This is a genomic window from Paracoccus versutus (assembly GCF_000763885.1).
GTDB lineage: Bacteria > Pseudomonadota > Alphaproteobacteria > Rhodobacterales > Rhodobacteraceae > Paracoccus > Paracoccus versutus.
Genome location: NZ_JRKO01000012.1, coordinates 1 through 20947 on the forward strand (window position 1 = coordinate 1; position 20947 = coordinate 20947).

Annotated in this window: 20 protein-coding genes; 7 read left to right on the forward strand and 13 right to left on the reverse strand. The window is 69.5% G+C overall.

The window, feature by feature from the left end; translation table 11 throughout:
• Window positions 1-121: 121 nt before the first annotated feature.
• The 3 genes from exbB to IT40_RS06725 are packed head-to-tail and all read left to right on the forward strand — an operon-like array spanning window position 122 to window position 2313.
• Window positions 122-931, forward strand: a complete 810-nt coding sequence (gene exbB / locus IT40_RS06715) for a tonB-system energizer ExbB (RefSeq protein WP_244273998.1) — start codon at window positions 122-124, stop codon at window positions 929-931.
• Window positions 932-934: 3 nt separating this feature from the next.
• Window positions 935-1480: a TonB system transport protein ExbD gene (exbD, locus tag IT40_RS06720; protein ID WP_036752167.1), complete on the forward strand. Its 546-nt coding sequence runs from the start codon at window positions 935-937 to the stop codon at window positions 1478-1480.
• Window positions 1477-2313 (forward strand): energy transducer TonB family protein, encoded by an 837-nt coding sequence (locus IT40_RS06725; RefSeq protein WP_036752170.1) that lies wholly within the window; start codon window positions 1477-1479, stop codon window positions 2311-2313. The genes exbD and IT40_RS06725 overlap by 4 nt, the downstream gene beginning before the upstream one ends.
• Here the strand turns inward: IT40_RS06725 and IT40_RS06730 are convergent.
• The gene (locus IT40_RS06730; RefSeq protein WP_036752173.1) at window positions 2294-3277 is read right to left on the reverse strand and encodes a hydrogen peroxide-inducible genes activator; all 984 of its coding nucleotides are present in this window, start codon (window positions 3275-3277) and stop codon (window positions 2294-2296) included. The two genes, IT40_RS06725 and IT40_RS06730, sit on opposite strands and share 20 nt — an antisense overlap.
• A gap of 69 nt (window positions 3278-3346) precedes the next feature.
• Window positions 3347-4624, reverse strand: a complete 1278-nt coding sequence (locus IT40_RS06735; protein WP_036752176.1) for a hemolysin family protein — start codon at window positions 4622-4624, stop codon at window positions 3347-3349.
• Between the two features lie 302 nt (window positions 4625-4926).
• Between IT40_RS06735 and IT40_RS06740 the strand changes: the two genes are divergently transcribed.
• A complete protein-coding gene (locus IT40_RS06740; RefSeq protein WP_036752178.1) occupies window positions 4927-6081 on the forward strand; it encodes a DUF3734 domain-containing protein in 1155 nt (384 codons plus the stop codon).
• 36 nt (window positions 6082-6117) lie between these two features.
• Here IT40_RS06740 and IT40_RS06745 read toward each other — a convergent pair whose 3' ends face one another.
• From IT40_RS06745 to hutI, 11 genes are all read right to left on the reverse strand, one after another.
• The gene (locus IT40_RS06745; RefSeq protein WP_036752181.1) at window positions 6118-7221 is read right to left on the reverse strand and encodes an NADH:flavin oxidoreductase/NADH oxidase; all 1104 of its coding nucleotides are present in this window, start codon (window positions 7219-7221) and stop codon (window positions 6118-6120) included.
• 158 nt (window positions 7222-7379) lie between these two features.
• Window positions 7380-8150 carry an amino acid ABC transporter ATP-binding protein gene (locus IT40_RS06750; RefSeq protein ID WP_036752185.1) on the reverse strand — a complete coding sequence of 257 codons (771 nt, stop codon included), beginning with the start codon at window positions 8148-8150 and terminating at the stop codon, window positions 7380-7382.
• Window positions 8151-8154: 4 nt separating this feature from the next.
• Window positions 8155-8817, reverse strand: a complete 663-nt coding sequence (locus IT40_RS06755) for an amino acid ABC transporter permease (RefSeq protein WP_036752188.1) — start codon at window positions 8815-8817, stop codon at window positions 8155-8157.
• The gene (locus IT40_RS06760) at window positions 8817-9464 is read right to left on the reverse strand and encodes an amino acid ABC transporter permease (RefSeq protein ID WP_036752191.1); all 648 of its coding nucleotides are present in this window, start codon (window positions 9462-9464) and stop codon (window positions 8817-8819) included. Before IT40_RS06760 ends, IT40_RS06755 begins: the two co-directional genes overlap by 1 nt.
• 59 nt (window positions 9465-9523) lie before the next feature.
• Entirely contained in the window at window positions 9524-10342 is an 819-nt protein-coding gene (locus IT40_RS06765; protein ID WP_036752194.1) for a transporter substrate-binding domain-containing protein, read from the reverse strand.
• Between the two features lie 63 nt (window positions 10343-10405).
• Window positions 10406-12070, reverse strand: coding sequence for a urocanate hydratase (gene hutU, locus IT40_RS06770; protein WP_036752197.1), 1665 nt, complete (start codon window positions 12068-12070; stop codon window positions 10406-10408).
• Between the two features lie 12 nt (window positions 12071-12082).
• Window positions 12083-13237 carry an acyl-CoA dehydrogenase family protein gene (locus tag IT40_RS06775; protein ID WP_036752200.1) on the reverse strand — a complete coding sequence of 385 codons (1155 nt, stop codon included), beginning with the start codon at window positions 13235-13237 and terminating at the stop codon, window positions 12083-12085.
• The gene (locus IT40_RS06780; RefSeq protein ID WP_036752203.1) at window positions 13234-14382 is read right to left on the reverse strand and encodes a CaiB/BaiF CoA transferase family protein; all 1149 of its coding nucleotides are present in this window, start codon (window positions 14380-14382) and stop codon (window positions 13234-13236) included. The genes IT40_RS06775 and IT40_RS06780 overlap by 4 nt, the downstream gene beginning before the upstream one ends.
• The gene (gene hutG, locus IT40_RS06785; RefSeq protein ID WP_036752206.1) at window positions 14379-15170 is read right to left on the reverse strand and encodes an N-formylglutamate deformylase; all 792 of its coding nucleotides are present in this window, start codon (window positions 15168-15170) and stop codon (window positions 14379-14381) included. Before hutG ends, IT40_RS06780 begins: the two co-directional genes overlap by 4 nt.
• The gene (gene hutH / locus IT40_RS06790; RefSeq protein ID WP_036752209.1) at window positions 15167-16708 is read right to left on the reverse strand and encodes a histidine ammonia-lyase; all 1542 of its coding nucleotides are present in this window, start codon (window positions 16706-16708) and stop codon (window positions 15167-15169) included. The genes hutG and hutH overlap by 4 nt, the downstream gene beginning before the upstream one ends.
• Window positions 16701-17903 (reverse strand): imidazolonepropionase, encoded by a 1203-nt coding sequence (gene hutI / locus IT40_RS06795; RefSeq protein ID WP_036752212.1) that lies wholly within the window; start codon window positions 17901-17903, stop codon window positions 16701-16703. Before hutI ends, hutH begins: the two co-directional genes overlap by 8 nt.
• A gap of 96 nt (window positions 17904-17999) precedes the next feature.
• Here hutI and IT40_RS06800 point away from each other — a divergent pair, with 96 nt between their 5' ends.
• The 3 genes from IT40_RS06800 (at window position 18000) to IT40_RS06810 (ending at window position 20916) form a co-directional block, all read left to right on the forward strand.
• Window positions 18000-19361, forward strand: a complete 1362-nt coding sequence (locus IT40_RS06800; RefSeq protein ID WP_036752215.1) for a formimidoylglutamate deiminase — start codon at window positions 18000-18002, stop codon at window positions 19359-19361.
• Window positions 19358-20059: a GntR family transcriptional regulator gene (locus IT40_RS06805; protein ID WP_036752217.1), complete on the forward strand. Its 702-nt coding sequence runs from the start codon at window positions 19358-19360 to the stop codon at window positions 20057-20059. The genes IT40_RS06800 and IT40_RS06805 overlap by 4 nt, the downstream gene beginning before the upstream one ends.
• 68 nt (window positions 20060-20127) lie before the next feature.
• Window positions 20128-20916, forward strand: coding sequence for an inositol monophosphatase family protein (locus tag IT40_RS06810; RefSeq protein WP_036752221.1), 789 nt, complete (start codon window positions 20128-20130; stop codon window positions 20914-20916).
• Window positions 20917-20947 lie beyond the last annotated feature (31 nt).

The window sequence follows — 20947 nt, forward strand, 5'->3', positions numbered from 1 at the left end:
GCGCACCAGCTTGCCGGATTCCTTCAACTCGCCGGTCTCGCCGGCCTCCATCCTTTCCCGCAGCCGGGTCAGCTCCGCCCCATAGGACCCGAACAGCCCATCCGCCACCTCCAGCCCGCTCGTGTCCGCCCCCTCCGCGCCCGAAGCGGCCGAACCCGCCGGCTCCAGCATCCTGCCGCAGGCGGTGCAGGACGCGCTGTCGCCGATGCTGAACCCGCCGGAACGCGACCCGAACCTGCCGCACGACCTGTCGCCGATGGGCATGTTCGTTGCCGCCGACTGGGTGGTGAAGGCGGTGATGATCGGCCTGGCCTTCGCCTCGGTCGTGACCTGGACGGTGCTGGTCGCCAAGGTGCTGGAACTGCTGGGGGCCATGCAGCGCGCCCAATCCGGCATCCGCCGGGTCGAAGCGGCGGCGAACCTGCCCTCGGCGCTGGCTTCGGCCGGCAACCGCCGCGACCCGGTCTCGCGCATGATCCGCGCCGCGGCCGCCGAATACGACCGCTCGGCCCCGGCGCTGGACCAGGCCGGCGACTCGGGCGTCAAGGAGCGCGTCGATTCGCATCTGGACCGGATCGAGGCCATCGCCGGCCGCCGCATGAGCCGGGGCACCGGCGTTCTGGCCACCATCGGCTCGACCGCGCCCTTCGTCGGCCTGTTCGGCACCGTCTGGGGCATCATGAACAGCTTCATCGGCATCTCGCAGGCGCAGACCACCAACCTTGCCGTCGTGGCGCCGGGCATCGCCGAGGCGCTGCTGGCCACCGCCATCGGCCTGGTCGCGGCCATCCCGGCCGTGGTCATCTACAACGTCTTCGCCCGCGCCATCACCGGCTACCGCCTGCGGCTCGCCAATGCCGCGGCCGGGGTCAAGCGCCTGGTCAGCCGCGACCTCGACTTCCGCGGCACCGTCTCGCGCACGGAGGTCTGAGCCATGGCCGGCGGCATCCGCGAAACCCAAGGCGACGATCTGGTCGAGAACCACGAGATCAACGTCACGCCCTTCATCGACGTGATGCTGGTGCTGCTGATCATCTTCATGGTGGCGGCGCCGCTGGCGACGGTGGATGTGAACGTGGACCTGCCGGTCTCGAACGCGACCCCGGCGCAGCGCCCCGACCAGCCGGTCTATATCACCGTCAAGCCCGACCTGACGCTTGCCCTGGGCAACGAGGACGTGCCGGCCGGCGGGCTGGCCACGGCGCTGGCCGCCGCGACCCAGAACAACCGCGAGGAGCGCATCTTCCTGCGCGCCGACAGGGAGGTGTCCTATGGCGACCTGATGGGCGTCATGAACACCCTGCGCGAAACCGGCTATCTCAAGATCGCTCTGGTCGGGCTTGAAACCACCGGCGGGGGGGTGGCGCCCGCCGCCCAGCCCGCCGATGCCGAGCTTGATGCCCCCGCGGCAGCACCCGCCGCAGCGCCGGCCCAGCAAACCGCCTCGACCCCGTCAAGCGGAGGAGCCCCCACGCCATGAGTTGGAAGCCTTCCCCGGCCCTGCGCGACAGCGCGCTATGGGGCACCGCCGCAGCGGTGGCCCTGGCCGCGCATATGGGCGGCGCGCTGTGGATCCTGCAACGCGCCGAAGCCGCCGCGCCCCCCGGCCTGCCCGACCCGGTCTATGTCGAGCTGGCACCGATGCCCGAGGCGGCCGCCCCGCCGGACGAGGCCGAGACCCCGGAAATGACCGAGGCCGAACCGGAACCCGAGCCCGAACCGGAGCCGGAGCCCGAACCGGAACTCGCCATGCCGCCGCTTCAGGAACTGGAACCGCTGGCGGACATGAACTCGCTGTTCCCGCCGCCGCCCGATGCGGTGGTGCTGCAGAAATCCGAACGCCCGCCCGAGCGTCCCGACCCCGAGCCGGAGCCCGAGCGGAAGGTCGTCGAAAAGCAGCCCGAGCCCAAGAAGCGCGAGAAAAAGGAAAAGGCCCCGGAGGAGCAGCCGGCCCGCCAGGCCACGACCAGGGTCCGGGCGCCGCAATCCGACCGCACCGCCGCACCCCAGGCGCAGGCCGGCACGCCCAGCCCGCGGCAGGTGGCCAGCTGGCAGTCCAAGGTGCAGGCCGCGGTGGCGCGCCACATGCAGCGCACCCGCTTCAACGGGCGCGGCGACACCATGACCGTGACCGTGCGCTTCAGCGTCGATCCCAGCGGTCGCGTGGCCGGGGCGTCGCTGGCAAGCTCGACCGGGGATGCCAGGATCGATTCTGCGCTGAACCGCCAGGCCTCGCGGATGCCGCGCCTGCCGGCGCCGCCCTCGGGCAAGACCACCGCGCTGGTGCTGCCGGTCAAGATCGTGCTGCGCTGATCCTTTTGCGGGCCGGCGCATCGGGCGCCGGATCCGGCACCGGGCGGGGGATCGGCTCGACCCCCAGAACCGGGGCCAGATCGCGCACCACCTGGGCCAGGGCCCGGGCATCCGCTCCGGCCTCGGCATTGCGGCGCCAGACCACGGCCAGATCGCGCGAGGGCGCCGGCTCGGTAAAGGGCACGATGCGCAGCCGGCCGTCGCGGTTCTCGTCCGCCAGGGCCAGCCGCGGGATCAGCGTCATGCCCATGCCGCTGGCCACCATCCGCATCAGCGTCGTCATCGAGGCCGCTTCCAGGTTCAGCTTGCGCCGCGGGCTGCGCAGCCCGCAGACCTCCAGCGCCTGGTCGCGCAGGCAATGGCCGTCGGCCAGCAGCAGCAGGCGGTCCGCCTCGATGCTTTCGGGCCGGGCCGGGCCGGACAGCAGCGTGGTGTCGCTGCCCGACAGCGCGACCAGGAAGGCGTCGCGCAAGACCGTCTCGGCCTCGATCCCCGGCTCGTTGACCGGCAGGGCCATGATCCCGGCATCGAAACGGTGGCTCAGCACGCCCGAGACCACCTCGTCCGTCGCGATCTCGTGCAATTCCAGGTTCAGCATCGGATGGCTGGCACGCAACGCCGGCACCAGGTGCGGGATCAGATAGGGCGCGACCGTGGGAATGATCGCCAGCCGCAGCCGCCCCGACAAGGGCAGCCGCCCCGCCCGCGCCAGCGCCTCCAGCCGCTTGGCGGTATCCATCAGCTCCTGCGCCACCGGCAACAGCCGCTCACCCAATGCGGTCAGCCGCACCGGCCCCGCGCCGGCGCCGCGTTCGAACAGCGCCCCGCCCAGCCGCGCCTCGAGCTGGGCGATCTGGCTGGACAGGCCCGGCTGCGAGACATGCACCGTCTCGGCCGCGCGGCCGAAATGGCCCAGCCGGGCGACGGCAAGGAAATAGGTGATCTGGCGCAGGGTGAAGTTCATAACCAAGCGTTATCAAACCCGCGGGAAATCACAAGCGTTCTTTCCCGCCCGCCGGCGCGGCCCTGCGGATCAGCCCGGCAGGCGCTGGACCAGCAGCTTGTCGATGCGGCGATGGTCCATGTCCACCACCTCGATGCGCCAGCCCTGCCAATCCACGCGGTCGCCCGCCTGCGGCAGCCGGCCGGCCAGGTCCAGCACCAGCCCGGCGACGGTGGAATAGTCGCGATCCTCGTCCAGCGAGACCGAAAGCCGGTCGGCGAATTCGTCGACCGGCATCCAGCCTGCGACCAGCAGGCTGCCGTCGTCGCGCTCGACCAGCTTCGGCTCGTCGTCGTCGAGGCCGGCGAACTCGCCGGTGATCGCCTCCAGCACGTCCATCGGCGTCACCACGCCCTCGAAATGGCCGTATTCGTCATAGACCAGCAGCATCTGCCCCGGCGCGGCGCGCAGGCGCGCGATGACCTCGGGCGCGTCCATGGTCTCGGGGATGATCGGGGCGGGCTGCATCACCTGGCGCAGGTCCACCGCCTCGGCGCGACTTTGCGACATCAGGTCCACGCTGGCGATCACGCCGATCAGGTTGTTCGGGTCGCCGTCGCTGACCGGCAGGCGGGTGCGGCGGCCGTCGCGGAACTTGCGCGCCATCTCTTCCCAGCTGTCGCCGACATCGACCGCCTCGATCTCGCGCCGGGGCGTCATCAGCCCGCGCGCGCTGCGGTCGGCGATGCGCATGACGCCGGCGATCATCTCGGTCTCGGCGCGGTGCATGACGCCCGCGGTCTCGGCCTCCGAGATCACCAGCTTGATCTCTTCGTCGCTGATGGTCTGCCGGTCCTCGCCCGATTGCCCCAGCGCGGCCAGGACCAGCTTGCCCGAACGGTCCAGCAGCCAGACCAGCGGCGCCGCCCCGCGCGAGATGGCCAGCATCAGGGGCGCCATCCGAACGGCGACGCGCTCGGGCGCCTTCAGCGCCAGCTGCTTGGGCACCAGCTCGCCCACGATCAGCGACAGGTAGGTGATGGCCACGACCACGCCGCCCATGCCCAGGGGCTGCGCCAGCGAGGGCGGCACTCCCCAGCCCGGCAGCGCCGCCGCCAGCCGCGCGCCCAGCGTCGCGCCGGAAAAGGCGCCCGACAGGATGCCGACCAGCGTGATGCCGATCTGGACCGAGGACAGGAACCGCCCCGGCTCCTCCCCCAGCGCCAGCGCGGTGGCAGCGGCCCGGTCGCCGCGTTCGGCCAGGACTTTCAGCCGCGCCGGCCGGGCCGAGACGATGGCCAGTTCAGACATGGCCAGAAGCCCGTTGAGCAGGGTCAGGACAAGGACGACAAGGACTTCGATCCACATCAAAGGGGCTCGCTCGGGTCAGGGGGATGCCGGGAAGCAGCGGGGCGCAGCAGGCCGCGCCTGTCGGAAGGGTCGTCGATCATGCGCTTGTCGGCGGCTGGCTCCGGCTGTGTCATGCCCCAATATATCGGCTGGCGCGGCCGTGACAATCACCCAGGCGGAAATTGCGCAAGACGCAACGTCACTCGCGCTTTTTTACGCGATTTTTTGCGTTTTTTTCTTTCGTTTCCCGCGGCATTATGGAAATTTTCCATCCCCGGCCATGGCGCGACGGGACCGAACCACAGGATTCGAGGGGGCAGATGAAGGACAGAACCGGGGAAGTTACCGAGAAGATCGTCTTCGTCCTCCAGGGCGGCGGCGCGCTGGGGGCGTTCCAGGCCGGCGCATATGAGGCACTTTGCCGCGCCGGGCAGGAACCGGAATGGCTGGCGGGCATCTCGATCGGATCGATCAACGCGGCGCTGATCGCCGGCAACCGCCCCGGCCAGCGGCTGGAGGCGCTGCGCCGCTTCTGGGAAGAGGTGACGGGCGCGCCCTGGCTGCTGGGCTCGTGCTTCGAGGGCGGGCCGCTGCACGAACAGATGCGCGCCGTCTGCAACGAAAGCCGCGCCACCATGTCCACCATGCTGGGCGCGCCCGGCTTTTTCCGCCCGCGCATCCCGGACCTGTTTTCCTTCCTGCCCGGCCTGATGCGGCAGACCAGCTGGTATGACACCTCGCCCCTGCGCGATACGCTGCTGGCCCTGGTGGATTTCGACTATCTCAACGCCCAGGGCCCGCGCCTGTCCATCGGCGCGGTGGATGTCGAGACCGGCAACTTCACCTGTTTCGACAGCCGCGAGACGCGGATCACCGTCGATCACGTCATGGCCTCGGGCGCGCTGCCGCCGGGCTTTCCCGCGGTCGAGATCGAGGGGCGGCACTACTGGGACGGCGGGCTGGTCTCGAACTCGCCGCTGCAATTCGTGCTGGCCAAGCCCTGCGACCGGCCGCTGTGCATCTACCAGGTGGACCTCTACCCGTCGCGCGACATCCTGCCCCGCACCATGGCCCAGGTCGAGCAGCGCGAGCGCGAGATCCGCTTTTCCAGCCGCACCCGGCTGAACACCGACGAATTCCGCATCCGCCATGCGCTGGCCAGCGCGGCGCGGCGGCTGCACGCGCGGCTGCCGGCCCCGTTCCGCGACGACCCGGACCTGGCCATGCTGATCGAATCCGGCCCGGCCCATCCGGTCAGCCTGATGCACCTGATCTATCGCCATGCCGATTACGAAAGCGCGTCCAAGGACTACGAATTCTCGCGCCTGTCTATGCTGGACCATTGGCGAGACGGGCTGCAGGACGCGGAACGCTCGCTTGCCGATCCGCGCTGGACCCAGCGGCAGGTGCCCGAGGACGGGCTGATGATCTTCGACCTCCACGACCCGCACCGGCAAGAGGCGAAGGCGGTCTGAGCCCCCGCCGCCATGCCGGCGCCCGGCGCGGGCCGGCTATTTGCGGAACAGATCCCGCAGCCCCGAGGGCTGGCTGCGCCAGAACTGCGGCGGCGCCGAGACGCTGGCGCCCAGCCTGGCCGCCGCATGCCAGGGCCAGCGCGGATCGTAAAGCACCGTGCGGGCCAGCGCGACCATGTCGGCATCGCCGGTGGCGACGATGGCCTCGGCCTGCTCGGGCTCGGTGATCAGGCCGACGGCGATGACCGGGATGCCGACCGCCTGCCTGACCGCCCGCGCCAGGGGCACTTGGTAGCCGGGACCGACGGGGATCTGCTGGCGCCGGTCCAGCCCGCCGCTGCTGACATGGATCGCCGCGCAGCCCCGCGCCTCGAGCGCCTGGGAAAAGGCGATGCTGCCCTGGATGTCCCAGCCGCCCTCGACCCAATCGGTGCCCGAGATGCGGACCGTGACCGGATAGCCCGCCGGCACCGCGTCCCGCACCGCCTCGAAGACCTCCAGCGGAAAGCGCATGCGGTTTTCCAGGCTGCCGCCATAGTCGTCCTCGCGCCGGTTCGACAGCGGCGACAGGAACTGGTGCAGCAGATAGCCATGCGCGGCATGGATCTGGATCGCGTCGATCCCCAGGCGCAGGGCGCGGCGCGCGGCCTGGGCAAAGGCGTCGCGCACCCGCGCCAGCCCGGCGCGGTCCAGCGCCAGCGGCGGGTTCTCGCCCTCGGCAAAGGCCAGGTCCGAGGCCGAGACGGTCTGCCAGCCATGCGCCGCATCCGGCGCGATCTGCGCCCCGCCCTCCCAGGGCTTCGCGGTCGAGGCCTTGCGCCCGGCATGGGCCAGCTGGATGGCGATGGGCATGTCCGACCAGGCGCGCACGCCCTTCAGCACCCGGTCCATCGCCGCCTCGGTCGCATCGTCCCACAGGCCGACGTCGGCATAAGAGATGCGGCCCTCGGGCAGGACGGCGGTGGCCTCGATGGTCAGGATGGCCGCGCCGGAATGCGACAGCGCGCCCAGGTGGATCAGGTGCCAGTCGGTCATCCGCCCGTCCTCGGCCGAATACATGCACATGGGCGCGACGACGATCCGGTTGGCAAGGGTCCGGCCGCCGATGGCGATCGGCTCGAAAAGCTTGGGTTGGGGCATGAGGGGCATCCTTGCTGCTACCCGTCTCAGATAAACCGCAGCCGCCCGGCCGCAAGCCCCGGCCCGCGCGCTTCTTTCGTGTGCAAATATCCTGGGGGAACGCCGGGCCGGCCCCGTCGAGGGGCCGGCCCGGCGTGGGGGCAAAGCCCCCCTCCCGCTCAGAAGCTGTTGCGTTCGTGATAGGTGCGCAGAAAGCCCTGGATGCGCGGATCCTCGGGGTGGTGCAGGATGCGGCCGGGGCTGTCCACGCCGACAAGCTCGCCCTTTTCCATGAAGGCGACCTGGTCGGCGACATGGGCGGCAAAGCCCATCTCATGCGTGACCACCACCATGGTCATGCCCTCGCCGGCCAGCGTCTTCATCACGTTCAGCACCTCGCCCACCAGTTCGGGGTCGAGCGCCGAGGTCGGCTCGTCGAAAAGCATCAGCCGCGGCTCCATGGCGATGGCGCGGGCAATGGCCACGCGCTGCTGCTGGCCGCCCGACAGGCGCGCGGGGTGGTTGCCCATCTTGTCGGCCAGCCCGACCTTGGCCAGCGCCTCGGCGGCGCGGGCCTGGGCCTCGGCTTTCGACAGGCCGCGCACCCGGACCAGCCCCTCGGCCACGTTGCCCAGCGCCGTCATGTGCGGCCACAGGTTGAACTGCTGGAACACCATGCCGATCGAGCGCCGCATCTCGCGCAGCTTGCGCCCCGACATCTTTCGTCCCGGCGCCTCGTAGCCGATCAGCTGCCCGTCGATGCGGATCTCGCCCGAATCGTATTCCTCGAGGAAGTTGATGCAGCGCAGCAGCGTGGACTTGCCCGAGCCCGAGGGCCCGATCAGGCAGGTCACCTTGCCAGGCGGGATCGCCAGGTCCACGTCCTTCAGCGCATGGAAGGGGCCGTAATACTTGTTGACCTTGCGAATATCGACGGCAGAAGCCTGCATCGGCTCAGGTCCTTTCGATCAGGTGTTTGGTGATGCGCGCCTCGAACCGGCGGCCGACGCGCGAGATGGTCTCGACCAGCGCCCAGAAGAACAGCGCCAGCACCAGGTTCGCCTCGAGATAGCGGAAGGTCTCGGTGGACATGCGGCTGACCTGGTACATCAGCTCGGGCACGGTGATGATGGACAGGATCACCGTCTCCTTGGTCAGGATGATCGAGAAATTGACCAGCGCCGGCAGCGCCGAGACCAGGCCCAGCGGCAGCAGGACGCGGCGCACGATGGTCGGCTCGGCCATGCCGATGGCGCGGGCGGCCTCGATCTGGCCATGCGGCACGGCGCGAAAGCCCGAGCGGAAGATTTCGGCGAAATAGGGGCTGCCATAGATGGTCAGGCCCAGAAGCCCCGCCGGCAGCGCGTCCAGCCGCAGCCCGACCAGCGGCCCGCCGTAATACAGCACGAACAGCTGCACCAGGAAGGGCGTGCCGCGGATCACCTCGATATAGGCCTGGATGATCCAGCCCAGCCAGCGCGGCCCGTAGCGCTGCATCAGCGCGATCACCAGACCCAGCGCCATGCCGAAGATGGTGCCCAGGATCCAGCACAGCACGGTGACGCCGAAGCCCCTCAGCAGGGCGGGGCCGTATTGTTCAAGGATGCTCCATTCCATCAGACGGCCGTCCTGTGTTCAAGGTAACGTCCCAGCGCCGCAAGGCACAGGTTGATCGCCAGGTAGATGCAGGCGGCGGCGATATAGACCTCCAGCGGGCGGAAGGTGGTCGCGGCCTGCGCCTGGCTGGCGCGGGTCAGTTCCAGGATGCCGACGACCGAGACCAGCGAGCTGGCCTTGACCAGCAGGATCAGCTCGTTGACCAGCGCCGGCAGCGACAGGGTGAAGGCCTGCGGCAGGATCACCCGCATCCAGACGTCGCGCGGGGTCATGCCGATGGCCACGGCGGCCTCGGCCTGGCCCCTGGGCAGCGCCGCGATGGCGCCGCGCCAGATCTCCGAGATATAGGCGCTGGCGCAGATGCCCACGGTAACGACCGCCGCGAAGATCGCCGGCACGTCGATGCCGATCACCGGCAGCGTGTAGTAGAACACCAGCAGCTGCACCAGCAGCGGCACCCCGCGCAGGAAGCTGACCCAGATCCCGCCAAAGCCGCGCAGGACCGGATAGGGCGACAGCCGCGCCGCGCAGACCAGCGTGCCGATCACCAGCCCCAGCGCGATGCCGAGCCCCGAGATCAGCAGCGTATAGCGGGCCGCCCAGAACAGCGGCTCGAAACTTTGAAGAAAGACCGGGATCGAAAACATGCGCGCCTCGCCTTGGCCCTTGGGGGAACGGGCGGGACCAGGCCCCGCCCGCCAGCGACTTAGTTCGCGGGGACTTCACGGGGCAGTTCGGTATAGCTGCCCAGCCATTTCTCCTGGATCGCCTTGACGCGGCCGTCATCGGTCATCTTCAGCAGCGCGTCGTTGATGGCCTTGGCAAAGCTTTCGCTGCCTTCCTCCTTGCGCAGCACCCAGGCGAAATAGGTGGGCTGGCCGAACTGGGCCGGCTCGAACAGCGCGAAGGTCTCGGGGCGGTTCTTCACCAGATAGGTCAGGTTCGGCAGCGAACCCGCCACCGCGTCCAGACGGCCCGCGGCCAGGTCGGCATAGGCTTCGTCCGTGGTGCCGTATTCCTTGACGTTCACGCCGCCCAGGCTTTCGCCATAGGCTTGCAGCTGGCGGAACTGCGCGGTCCCCTGCTGGACGCCGACGGTCTTGCCCTTGATGTCCTCGGGCTTGGCCAGCTCGGTGTTCGAGGCGGCGCGGACCAGCGAGACGGTGGCATCGGCGATCGGCAGGGTGAAGGTATAGCGCTCCAGCCGCTCGGGGGTGATCGTGACCGGCGCGATCACGATGTCGAACTTGCCGACCTCGAGGCCCGGCAGCTCGGCGGTCCAGGGGATGTCCTGATAGACCGGCTCGACGCCGATTTCCTTGCTGACCTCGTCGAACAGGTCCTTGGTCATCCCCTCGTAGGTGCCGTTGTTCAGCATGTCGAAGGGGGCATAGTGCATGTCGGTCGCGGTGACGATCTTGCCGGCGGCCTTGATGTCGTCAAGCTGGTCGGCCGAGGCCGCCGAGCCGAGCGCAAGCGCGGAAAGCCCGAAGAGCGCGGCCTTGAGGCTGGTGTGGAAGGTCATGTCTGTCTCCTTGTTGGACGGTAGGGGGCGCGGCCCGGTGCGTTGCGGCGCCGCGCCTATGGATCAGAGAATGGCGGGCAGATTCAACCCGTGCTCCCGCGCGCAGTCCAGCGCGATCTGATAGCCAGCGTCGGCATGACGCATGACGCCGGTGGCCGGGTCGTTCCACAGCACGCGGGCCAGGCGCGCATCGGCGTCCTCGGTCCCGTCGCAGCAGATCACCATGCCGGAATGCTGCGAAAAGCCCATGCCCACGCCGCCGCCATGGTGCAGCGACACCCAGGTCGCCCCCGAGGCGGTGTTCAGCAGCGCATTCAGCAGCGGCCAGTCGGAAACCGCGTCCGAGCCGTCCTGCATCGCCTCGGTCTCGCGGTTGGGCGAGGCGACCGAGCCCGAGTCGAGATGGTCGCGGCCGATGACGATGGGCGCCTTCAGCTCGCCGTTGCGGACCATCTCGTTGAAGGCCAGGCCCAGCTTGTGGCGGATGCCGAGGCCGACCCAGCAGATCCGCGCCGGCAGGCCCTGGAAGCTGATGCGCTCGCGCGCCATGTCCAGCCAGTTGTGCAGATGCGGGTCGTCCACCAGTTCCTTGACCTTCTGGTCGGTCTTGTAGATGTCCTCGGGATCGCCCGACAGCGCCGCCCAGCGGAACGGGCCGATGCCCTTGCAGAACAGCGGCCGGATATAGGCCGGCACGAAGCCGGGGAAGGCGAAGGCGCGCTCGAAACCCTCTTCCAGCGCCATCTGGCGGATGTTGTTGCCGTAATCGACGGTCGGGATGCCCTGGTCGTGGAAGGCCACCATCGCCTCGACCTGCTTGCGCATGGATGCGCGGGCGGCGCGTTCGACGGCCTTGGGGTCGGTTTCCTGGCGCGCGCGCCATTCGGCCACGGTCCAGCCCAGCGGCAGATAGCCATGAACCGGGTCATGCGCGCTGGTCTGGTCGGTCACGATGTCGGGGCGCACGCCGCGCTTGACCAGTTCCGGGAACACATCGGCGGCATTGCCGATCAGCGCCACGGATTTCGCCTCGCCGGCCTTGGTCCAGCGGTCGATCATCTCCAGCGCTTCATCGAGCGAATGGGTCTTTTCGTCGACATAGCGGGTGCGCAGGCGGAAATCGGCGCGGGTCTCGTCGCATTCGACGGCCAGGCAGCAGGCCCCGGCCATGACGGCGGCCAGCGGCTGGGCGCCGCCCATGCCGCCAAGCCCGGCGGTCAGGATCCACTTGCCCTTGAGGTTGCCGCCGTAATGCTGGCGCCCGGCCTCGACGAAGGTCTCGTAGGTGCCCTGCACGATGCCCTGCGACCCGATATAGATCCAGGAACCTGCGGTCATCTGGCCATACATGGCCAGGCCCTTCTTATCCAGCTCGTTGAAATGGTCCCAGTTCGCCCAATGGGGAACAAGGTTCGAGTTGGCGATCAGCACGCGGGGCGCGTCCTTGTGGGTCTTGAACACGCCCACGGGCTTGCCGGACTGCACCAGCAGGGTCTCGTCGGTTTCCAGCTTGCGCAGCGCGTCGACGATCAGGTCGAAATCCTTCCAGGTGCGGGCGGCGCGGCCGATGCCGCCATAGACCACCAGCTCATGCGGGTTCTCGGCCACGTCGGGATGCAGGTTGTTCATCAGCATCCGCATCGGCGCCTCGGTCAGCCAGCTTTTCGCGGTGATCTCGGTTCCGGTGGGCGGGAAGATGTCGCGGGTGTTGTGACGGGGATTGTCCATGTCTCTCTCCGTTCAGGCCAGCATGTTGCCGGAAATGATGATGCGTTGGATTTCCGAGGAGCCCTCGTAGATGCGCATGATGCGCAGGTCGCGGGCGATCCTCTCGATGGGGAAGTCGCGGGTGTAGCCATAGCCGCCATGCAGCTGCAGCGCGGTGTCGGCGATCCGGCCCGCCGCCTCGCTGGCGGCAAGCTTGGCCATGCTGGAGGCCAGCGAGAAGCGCCCGCCGTGGTCATGGGCGTGCTGGCGCTGCCGCGCCGCGTCCTGCGACAGCAGCAGGGCCGAGCGATAGGCCAAGCCCATGTCGGCGATCATCCAGCGGATGCCCTGCCGGTCGGAAAGCCGCTCACCGCCGATCATGCGGTCCTTGGCATAGGCGATGGCGGCGTCCATCGCCGCTTTCGCCAGCCCCAGGCATTGCGCGGCGACCTCGATGCGGCCGTTGTCCAGGACCTGCATGGCGGTGCGGAAGCCCCTGCCCTCTTCGCCCAAGAGCGCGCCCTCGGGCAGGTGGCAGTCGAGGTTCAGGGTGAACACATGCCCGCCCTTCAGCCCCATCGTGCGCTCGGCCGCGCCCGGCTCCAGCCCCGGCGTGCCCTTGGGCAGGATGAAGGCCGAGATGCCCCTATGCGCCTTCTCGGGATCGGTCACGGCATAGACGACGATGAAATCCGCCACGCCGCCGTTCGAGATGAAGCATTTCGTGCCCTTCAGGTGCCAGCCGCTCTCGGTCCGGCGGGCGCGGGTCTTCATGTCGGCGGGGTCGGAACCGGCGGTGGGCTCGGTCAGGGCGAAGGCCCCCAGCGCCTCGCCCGCCGCGGCTTTCGGCAGCCATTCCTGTTTCTGCGCCTCGGTCCCGCCCAGCAGGATCGAATCGGTCGCCAGGTAATGCGCCGTGAGCGCCGAGGCGGTCGAGCCGCAGGCCCCCGCCACGATGGCGACCGCGCGCAAAAGCGCCGGGGCCGAAATGCCGCTGCCGCCATGTTCCTCGGGCAGGTTCGCGCCCATCATCCCGGCCTCGCCCAGCACGGCAAGCTGGTCGTGGACGAAAGCCGAGGTCTCGTCGGTTTCCGCCGCCTTGGGCGCGATCCGCTCGGCGCAGATACGCTCCAGCACGTCGCAGAACAGCCGTTCCTCCTCGGCCAGCATGCGCCAGTCGTCGCTCATGCGGTCTCCTCCAATCCGAATGCGCGCAGGATGGCGGCGCGGTCGCCGCCAAGGCGCGGGGCCGAGGTCTCGGCCACGGGTTTCTCTGCATCGAAGCGCACCGGCTGGCCGACGGTCGGCGCCAGCCCCAGCACCGGATGCGGCAGGCGGCTGACCAGCCCGCGCGTCAGCGCATGCTCGTTGCCCGCCGCCTGGGCGATGTCCCAGATCGGCGCGGCAGGCAGCCCGGCGCCGGCCAGCGCGGCGACGGCTTCCTCGGTGGTCAGCCGGCGCGACCAGCTCTCGATCAGGCGCTTGAGGTCCGGCTCATGCGCGGTGCGGCTTTCGTCGCTGGCAAAGCGCGGGTCGCCGGCGGCCTCGGGCGCGCCGATCAGCGTGGCGAGCGTGGCGAACTGGCGCGGGTTCAGGACCGCGATCACCACCTGCCCGTCCTGCGTCGCAAAGCAACCGAAGGGGGTGGACAGGGGATGGCGGTTGCCCACCCGCTGCGGCAACTGGCCGGCATAGAGATGCAGCGCATGGCTGGTGGTCAGCATGGAAAACAGCGCGTCATACATGGCCACGTCCAGCGTGGCGCCCTGCCCGGTGGCGTTGCGGTTGACCAGCGCCGCCATGACCGCCCAGCTGCCGAACAGGCCGGCGATCAGGTCGGCCATGCTTTCGCCGGTCTTCAGCGGCGCGCCGCCTTCCTCGCCGGTGCCGGCCATCAGCCCGGACATGGCCTGCACCACTAGGTCATAGGCCGGCAGGTCGCGGAACGGCCCCTGCTGGCCGAAGCCCGAGATCGAGCAATAGACCAGCCGCGGATTTTCCGCCCGCAGCGCCTCGGCCCCCAGGCCCAGGCGGGCGGCGACGCCGGGGCGGAAGTTCTCGACCACCACGTCGACGCGCGCGGCGATGGCCTTGGCCAGCGCCAGGTCGGCGGGATCCTTCAGGTCCAGGACCAGGCTCTGCTTGCCGCGGTTGTTCAGCGTGAAAAGCGCGCTTTCGCCGTCCTTGAACGGGCCGATATGGCGGTAGTCGTCGCCAGCGGGAGGCTCCAGCTTGATGACCTCGGCCCCCAGGTCGGCCAGAAGCGCGGTGCAATAGGGCCCCGCCAGCACGCGGGACAGGTCCAGCACCCTGATGCCTTGCAGCGGCTTCATGCCCGCAACTCCGGCGCCAGCGCGGCAAGGCGCTCCAGGATCGCCTTCAGCGTCGCGCGCAGGGTTTCGGCCTTGGCCTCGTCATAGGCAAAGGGCGGGGCCTCGGTCTCCAGATGCGTCGCCTGCGCCAGTTCCATCTGGATCGCGTGGACGCCCTGTCCGGGCTGGCCGTAATGCCGCGTCGTCCAGCCGCCCTTGAAGCGCCCGTTCAGAACATGGGTCCGGCCCGTCGCGGCTGCGACCTCCTGCGTGGCGGCCTCGATGGCCGGCGCGCAGGAGCGCCCGCCGTTGGTGCCGATGTTGAAATCCGGCAGCACGCCGTCGAACAGGAACGGGATCACCGAGCGGATCGAGTGGCAGTCGTAAAGGATCGCCACCCCGTGACGCGCCCGCACCCGTTCGATCTCGGCGGCCAGCGCCGCGTGATAGGGGGCGTGGAAACGCGCCTTGCGCTCGGCGATGTCCTCGGCCGCGGGTTCGGTTTCCCAGATCGGCTCGCCGTCGAAATCGGTCAGCGGCACCAGTCCGGTGGTGTTCTGGCCGGGATAGAGGCTCGCGTCGTCCGGCCCGCGATTGGCGTCGATGACATAGCGGTGGAAGGTCGCGCGCACCGTGGTCGCGCCGGGCAGAAGCCCGTCATAGAGCCGATGAATATGCCAGTCGGTATCGGCCAGCACCTGCCCGCGCGGGTTCAGCCGGGCGCGGATGTCGTCGGGCAGCCAGGTTCCGGTATGCGGCAGGCCCAGGATGACCGGGCTGTCGCCCTGCGCGACTTCGACGGGGTTCACGGCCGCACCTCGTCCAGCAGGCTGGCGGGGACGGCGCCGACCAGCACGCCCTCGCGCACCAGCCGGGCGGATTCGGCCAGGTCGGGGGCAAGGTAGCGGTCCTGTTCCAGCGCCGGCACCGTCTGGCGCAGCGCGGCGATCACCGCCTGCAACGGGGCCGAGGTCGCCAGCGGCGCGCGGAACTCGACGCCCGCGCTGGCGCAAAGCGCCTCGATGCCCAGGATCTGCGCCAGGTTCGCGTTCATCCGCTTCAGCCGCCGCGCGCCATGCGCGGCCATGGAGACGTGATCCTCCTGGTTGGCCGAGGTCGGCGTCGAATCGGTGCTGCACGGCGTCGCCAGGTGCTTGTTCTCGCTCATCAGCGCCGCGCTGGTCACTTCCGCGATCATCAGCCCCGAGTTCAGCCCCGGATCGGGGGTCAGGAAGGGCGGCAGGTCATGGCTCAGCGCCGGATCGACCATCAGCGCGATGCGGCGCTGGGAAATGGCGCCGATCTCGGCGATGGCCAGCGCGATCTGGTCGGCGGCGAAGGCCACCGGCTCGGCATGGAAATTCCCGCCCGAGACGATGCGGTCGGCCCCGACCAGCACCAGCGGGTTGTCGGTCGCGGCGTTCGATTCGATCTCCAGCGTGCGCGCGGCCTGCCACAGCAGGTCGATGCAGGCCCCCGTCACTTGCGGCTGGCAGCGGATGCAATAGGGATCCTGGACGCGGGTATCGCCGATCCGGTGGCTTTCGCGGATCTCGGACCCCTCCATCAGCGCCCGGATGGCACGGGCGGCGGCGATCTGGCCGCGATGGCCGCGCAGGGTATGGATCTCGTCCAGGAAGGGCGCGGTCGAGCCCATGATGGCATCGGTCGAAAGCGAAGACGTGACCAGCGCCGCGCGGGCACTGGCAAAAGCCTCGAAAAGCCCCGCCAAGGCGAAGGCGGTCGAGACCTGGGTGCCGTTGATCAGCGCCAGCCCCTCCTTGGCGGCCAGCACCACGGGCGAAAGCCCCGCGGCCGCCAGCGCCTCGGCCGAGGGCATCTCGCGGCCGTCATAAACCGCCCGACCCTCGCCCAGCATGGCGGCGGCCATATGCGCCAAGGGCGCCAGGTCGCCCGAGGCGCCGACCGATCCCTGCGCCGGGATCACCGGCAACACGCCGCGCGCCAGCATGTCCTCGATCAGCTGGGTCACCTCGGGACGCACGCCCGAGGCGCCGCGGCCCAGCGACAGAAGCTTCAGCACCATGATCAGGCGCACGGTTTCCGGCTCGACCGACTCGCCCACGCCGCAGCAATGCGACAGGATCAGGTTGCGTTGCAGCGTGGCGGTATCCCGCGCCGCGATCTTGATCGAGGCAAGCTTGCCGAAGCCGGTGTTCACGCCATAGACCGGCGCCTCGCCATTGGCGGCGGCGGCGATGCGGGCGGCGGATTCGGCGATGCCGGGACGGGCGCTGTCGGCCAGGCGCACGGCCAGGCCCTTGCGCCAGACCTGCTCAAGCTCGGCCAGGGTGGTTTCACCGGGGGTAAGGATCAGTTCAGACAAATTCGCCTCCGACGATGCGGGCATGAAGGGGGTTGAAGCCGATGCGATAGGTCAGCTCGGCCGGGTGGCGGATGTCCCAGACCGCCAGATCGGCGCGCATGCCGGGTGCCAGCCGGCCGCGATCCGCCAGGCCCAGCGCGCGGGCGGCGTGGCGCGTGACGCCGGCCAGGCATTCCGAGGGCGTCATGCGAAACAGCGTCGCGCCCATGTTCATGGTCAGCAGAAGCGAGGTCAGCGGCGAGGTGCCGGGGTTGCAATCCGTGGCCAGCGCGATCGGCACGCCGGCCTCGCGCAAGGCACCCATCGGCGGATATTGCGTCTCGCGCAGCGTATAGAAGGCGCCGGGCAGCAGCACCGCCACGGTGCCCGCGGCCGCCATGGCCTCGATCCCGTCCTGGCCCAGATATTCCAGGTGATCCGCCGAGAGCGCCCCGTGCCGCGCCGCCATGGCCGCGCCGCCCAGGTCGGAAAGCTGCTCGGCATGCAGCTTGACCGGCAGGCCCAGCCCGGCCGCATGGTCGAAGATGCCGGCCATTTCCTCGCGCGTGAACGCGATGCCCTCGCAGAACCCGTCCACCGCGTCGATCAGCCCCTCGGCATGGCCGCGCCGCATCCCGGCGACCACCACCTCGCGGATATAGCCCGCGCGGTCGTCCTTATATTCCGGCGGCAAGGCATGGGCGGCCAGCCAGGTCGTGCGAACCGTCACGGGACGCGCCTGCCCGATGCGGCGGGCGACGCGCAGCATCTTCAGCTCGCTGTCCACGTCCAGCCCGTAGCCCGACTTGATCTCCAGCGTGGTCACGCCCTCGGCCAGCAGCGTATCGACGCGCGGCAGGGCGGATGCCAGCAGCGCCTCTTCATCCGCCTCGCGGGTGGCGCGGACGCTCGACAGGATGCCGCCGCCGGCGCGGGCGATTTCCTCATACGAGGCGCCTTCCAGCCGCATCTCGAACTCGCGGGCGCGGTCGCCGCCGAAGACGATATGGGTGTGGCAGTCGATCAGCCCCGGCGTCACCAGCCGCCCGCCCAGGTCATGCCGCGTCGCATCGGCATAATGCGCGGGCAGATCCGATTCGGCGCCGATCCAAGCGATTCGCCCGGCCTCGATCACCAGCGCCCCCTGCTCGATCAGGCCGTAACCACCTGATTCTTCGTCCATCGTGACAAGCTGGGCGTGGTGGAGAAGCTGCATCGGATCGCATCCCGGATTGATTTCTCGGTCGTTCTATGTCTAAACTTATTTCATCTCTATGTCTAAACTTATTTTGGCACAAAGAAGGGCGACGGGATGACGGTTATCTGGGCGGAACGGGCCTTGTTGCCCGATGGATGGGCAGAAAATGTCCGGGTGACGGTCGAACAGGACCGAATCGCGGCGGTGGAAAAGGACGCCGCCCCGCAGGGCCATCGCACGGGCCTGCTGCTGCCGGCGCTTGCCAACCTGCACAGCCACGCCTTCCAGCGCGCCATGGCCGGCCTCAGCGAAGCGAAGGGCCCCGAGCCGCGCGACACCTTCTGGACCTGGCGCCAGATCATGTATCGCTTCCTCGACCACCTGACGCCCGAGGATGTCGAGGCAATCGCCGCGCTGGTGCAGATGGAGATGCTGGAGGCCGGCTATGCCACCAATGTCGAGTTCCATTACCTGCACCACCGCCCCGGCGGCGCGCATTACGACAATATCGCCGAGATGGGCGAACGCATCGCCGCCGCCGCCGGGCGCACCGGCATCGGCCTGACGCTCTTGCCGGTGCATTACCAGTTCGGCGGCGTGGACCGCCGGCCGCTCGCCCCCGGCCAGAACCGTTTCGGCACCACGCCCGAGGAATTCCAGCGCCTGCTGGACGGTTGCGAGGCCGCGCTGCGCGCCCTGCCCGCCGATTCGGGCATCGGCGTCGCCCCGCATTCGCTGCGCGCGGTCAGCCCCGAGGGCCTGCAAGCCTGCGTCGCGCTGCGCCCCGGCCGGCCGCTGCACATGCACCTGGCCGAGCAGTTGCCCGAGATCGAGGAAATCAGCGCCGCCTATGGCCGCCGCCCGGTCGAATGGCTGCTGGACAACCACCAGCCCGACCGGCGCTGGACGCTGATCCACCTGACCCACATGACCGAGGACGAGACCCGCCGCCTGGCCGCCACCGGCGCCGTGGCGGGGCTGTGCCCGATCACCGAATCGTCCTTGGGCGACGGCATCTTCAACGGCACCATCTGGGCCGAGGCGCAGGGCCGCGTCGGCTTCGGCTCGGACAGCAACATCCGCATCTCGCTGGTCGAGGAACTGCGGACGCTGGAATACAGCCAGCGCCTGCGCGACCGCGGCCGGGCGATCCTGGCCCAGCCGGAACGCTCGACCGGGCGGGTGATCTACGAGGCCGGGCTCGACGGCGGCGCCACGGCGGCGGGGCGCGAGACGGGGGCGATCCGGCCCGGCCTCTGGGCCGACCTGATCGCGGTCGGGCTGGACAATCCGGTCATGGCCGGGCGCAAGGGCGACCAGCTGCTCGACAGCCTGGTCTTTGCCGGCCATGACGGGCTGGTGCGCGACGTCTGGTCGGCGGGCCGCCATGTCGTGCGGGACGGCCGGCATATGGACCGCGACCGCATCATCGCCGATTATCTGGCGACCATAGCCCGGCTTCAGGATCGCATGTGACCGAAAGAAACGCCTCCAAGGCGCAAGCCATCACCAGCGAGGTGCGCCGCCGCATCGTGGACCGCGAATGGCGGCAGGGCGACCGCATCCCGGACGAGGCCGAACTGGCCGTCGAGTTCGGCGTCGCCCGCGCCACGGTGAACAAGGCGCTGCAGATGCTGGCCGAAGAGGGGCTTCTGGACCGCAAGCGCCGCGCCGGCACCCATGTGACGGTGAACCCGGCGCGCAAGGCCACGCTGACCATCCCCATCGTGCGCGAGCAGATCGAGCAGGCGGGGATGGAATACAGCCACCGCGTCGTCGCGCAGCGCCGCAGCCCGCTGCCGGCCGATGTCGCCGCCCGCATGGCCCTGCCCGAGGGGCGCGAGCTGATCCACCTGCGCACCGTGCATTACGGCGACGACAAGCCCTTCCAGGCCGAGGACCGCTGGATCAACCCCGCCGCCGCGCCGGGGGCCGAGGCGGTGGATTTCCAGCGCATCACCGCCAACGAATGGCTGGTCAGGAACTTTCCCTGGCTGCATGCCGACATGGCGTTCTCGGCCGAGAACGCCAGCGCCCGCGACGCCCGGCTGCTGGAGACGCGGCAGGGCACCGCGCTTCTGATCCTGCAGCGCACCACCTTCAACGACCTGGGCGCCATCACCTCGGTCCGGGTGGCCTTTCATCCCGGCTATGCCATGATCGCAACGCACTGACCGCCGCGCCGGCTTCACTTTGCGCGGCCCTTCGCCTAATAGGCTGGCAATCCCAAAAAGGAAAAGCCATGGCCAGCGCCAATCTCAACATCATGATCAAGGCCGCGCGCAAGGCGGGCCGCAGCCTCGTCAAGGACTTCCGCGAGGTCGAGAACCTCCAGGTCTCGGTCAAGGGCGCGGGCGATTTCGTCAGCCGCGCCGACCGCGAGGCCGAGCGCATCATCAAGGAAGAGCTGCGCACCGCCCGCCCGAACTACGGCTGGATCGGCGAGGAAACCGGCGAGGAAGCCGGCGAAGACCCGACCCGGCGCTGGATCGTCGACCCGCTGGACGGCACCACCAACTTCCTGCACGGCCTGCCGCATTGGGCGGTCTCGATCGCGCTGGAGCATAAGGGCGAGATCGTCGCATCCGTGGTCTTCGACGCCGCCAAGGACGAGCTGTTCACCGCCGAGCGAGGCGACGGCGCCTTCCTGAACGACCGCCGCATCCGCGTCTCGGGCCGCCGGCAGATGATCGAATCGATCTTTGCCACCGGCGTGCCCTTTGCCGGGCGCGGCACCCTGCCCGCGACGCTGCGCGACCTGTCGCGGCTGATGCCGCTGACCGCGGGCGTCCGGCGCTGGGGCGCGGCCTCGCTGGACCTCGCCTATGTCGCGGCCGGCCGCTACGAGGGCTATTGGGAACGCGGCATCAAGTCCTGGGACGTGGCCGCCGGCATCCTGCTGGTGAAAGAGGCCGGCGGCTTCGTCGAATCGATCCGGCCCGAGCAGAGCGCGATCGAATCGGGCTCGATCGTCGCCGCCAACCCGCAGCTTTTCGACGAGTTCGCAGGATTGGTGCGTCAGCGCGACTGAGCCCGGCTTGACCTTTGCCGCGTGCAAGGGC

What these genes read in the sequence shown, in the direction of transcription:
- IT40_RS06760 (WP_036752191.1), bottom strand. Translation starts at nt 9,464, where the DNA reads ATGTTTTCGATCCCGGTCTTTCTTCAAAGTTTCGAGCCGCTGTTCTGG.
- IT40_RS06765 (WP_036752194.1), bottom strand. Translation starts at nt 10,342, where the DNA reads ATGACCTTCCACACCAGCCTCAAGGCCGCGCTCTTCGGGCTTTCCGCG.
- IT40_RS06740 (WP_036752178.1), top strand. Translation starts at nt 4,927, where the DNA reads ATGAAGGACAGAACCGGGGAAGTTACCGAGAAGATCGTCTTCGTCCTC.
- IT40_RS06735 (WP_036752176.1), bottom strand. Translation starts at nt 4,624, where the DNA reads ATGTGGATCGAAGTCCTTGTCGTCCTTGTCCTGACCCTGCTCAACGGG.
- IT40_RS06730 (WP_036752173.1), bottom strand. Translation starts at nt 3,277, where the DNA reads ATGAACTTCACCCTGCGCCAGATCACCTATTTCCTTGCCGTCGCCCGG.
- IT40_RS06725 (WP_036752170.1), top strand. Translation starts at nt 1,477, where the DNA reads ATGAGTTGGAAGCCTTCCCCGGCCCTGCGCGACAGCGCGCTATGGGGC.
- IT40_RS06780 (WP_036752203.1), bottom strand. Translation starts at nt 14,382, where the DNA reads ATGAAGCCGCTGCAAGGCATCAGGGTGCTGGACCTGTCCCGCGTGCTG.
- IT40_RS06755 (WP_036752188.1), bottom strand. Translation starts at nt 8,817, where the DNA reads ATGGAATGGAGCATCCTTGAACAATACGGCCCCGCCCTGCTGAGGGGC.
- exbD (WP_036752167.1), top strand. Translation starts at nt 935, where the DNA reads ATGGCCGGCGGCATCCGCGAAACCCAAGGCGACGATCTGGTCGAGAAC.
- IT40_RS06745 (WP_036752181.1), bottom strand. Translation starts at nt 7,221, where the DNA reads ATGCCCCAACCCAAGCTTTTCGAGCCGATCGCCATCGGCGGCCGGACC.
- IT40_RS06775 (WP_036752200.1), bottom strand. Translation starts at nt 13,237, where the DNA reads ATGAGCGACGACTGGCGCATGCTGGCCGAGGAGGAACGGCTGTTCTGC.
- hutU (WP_036752197.1), bottom strand. Translation starts at nt 12,070, where the DNA reads ATGGACAATCCCCGTCACAACACCCGCGACATCTTCCCGCCCACCGGA.
- hutI (WP_036752212.1), bottom strand. Translation starts at nt 17,903, where the DNA reads ATGCAGCTTCTCCACCACGCCCAGCTTGTCACGATGGACGAAGAATCA.
- IT40_RS06750 (WP_036752185.1), bottom strand. Translation starts at nt 8,150, where the DNA reads ATGCAGGCTTCTGCCGTCGATATTCGCAAGGTCAACAAGTATTACGGC.
- IT40_RS06800 (WP_036752215.1), top strand. Translation starts at nt 18,000, where the DNA reads ATGACGGTTATCTGGGCGGAACGGGCCTTGTTGCCCGATGGATGGGCA.
- IT40_RS06810 (WP_036752221.1), top strand. Translation starts at nt 20,128, where the DNA reads ATGGCCAGCGCCAATCTCAACATCATGATCAAGGCCGCGCGCAAGGCG.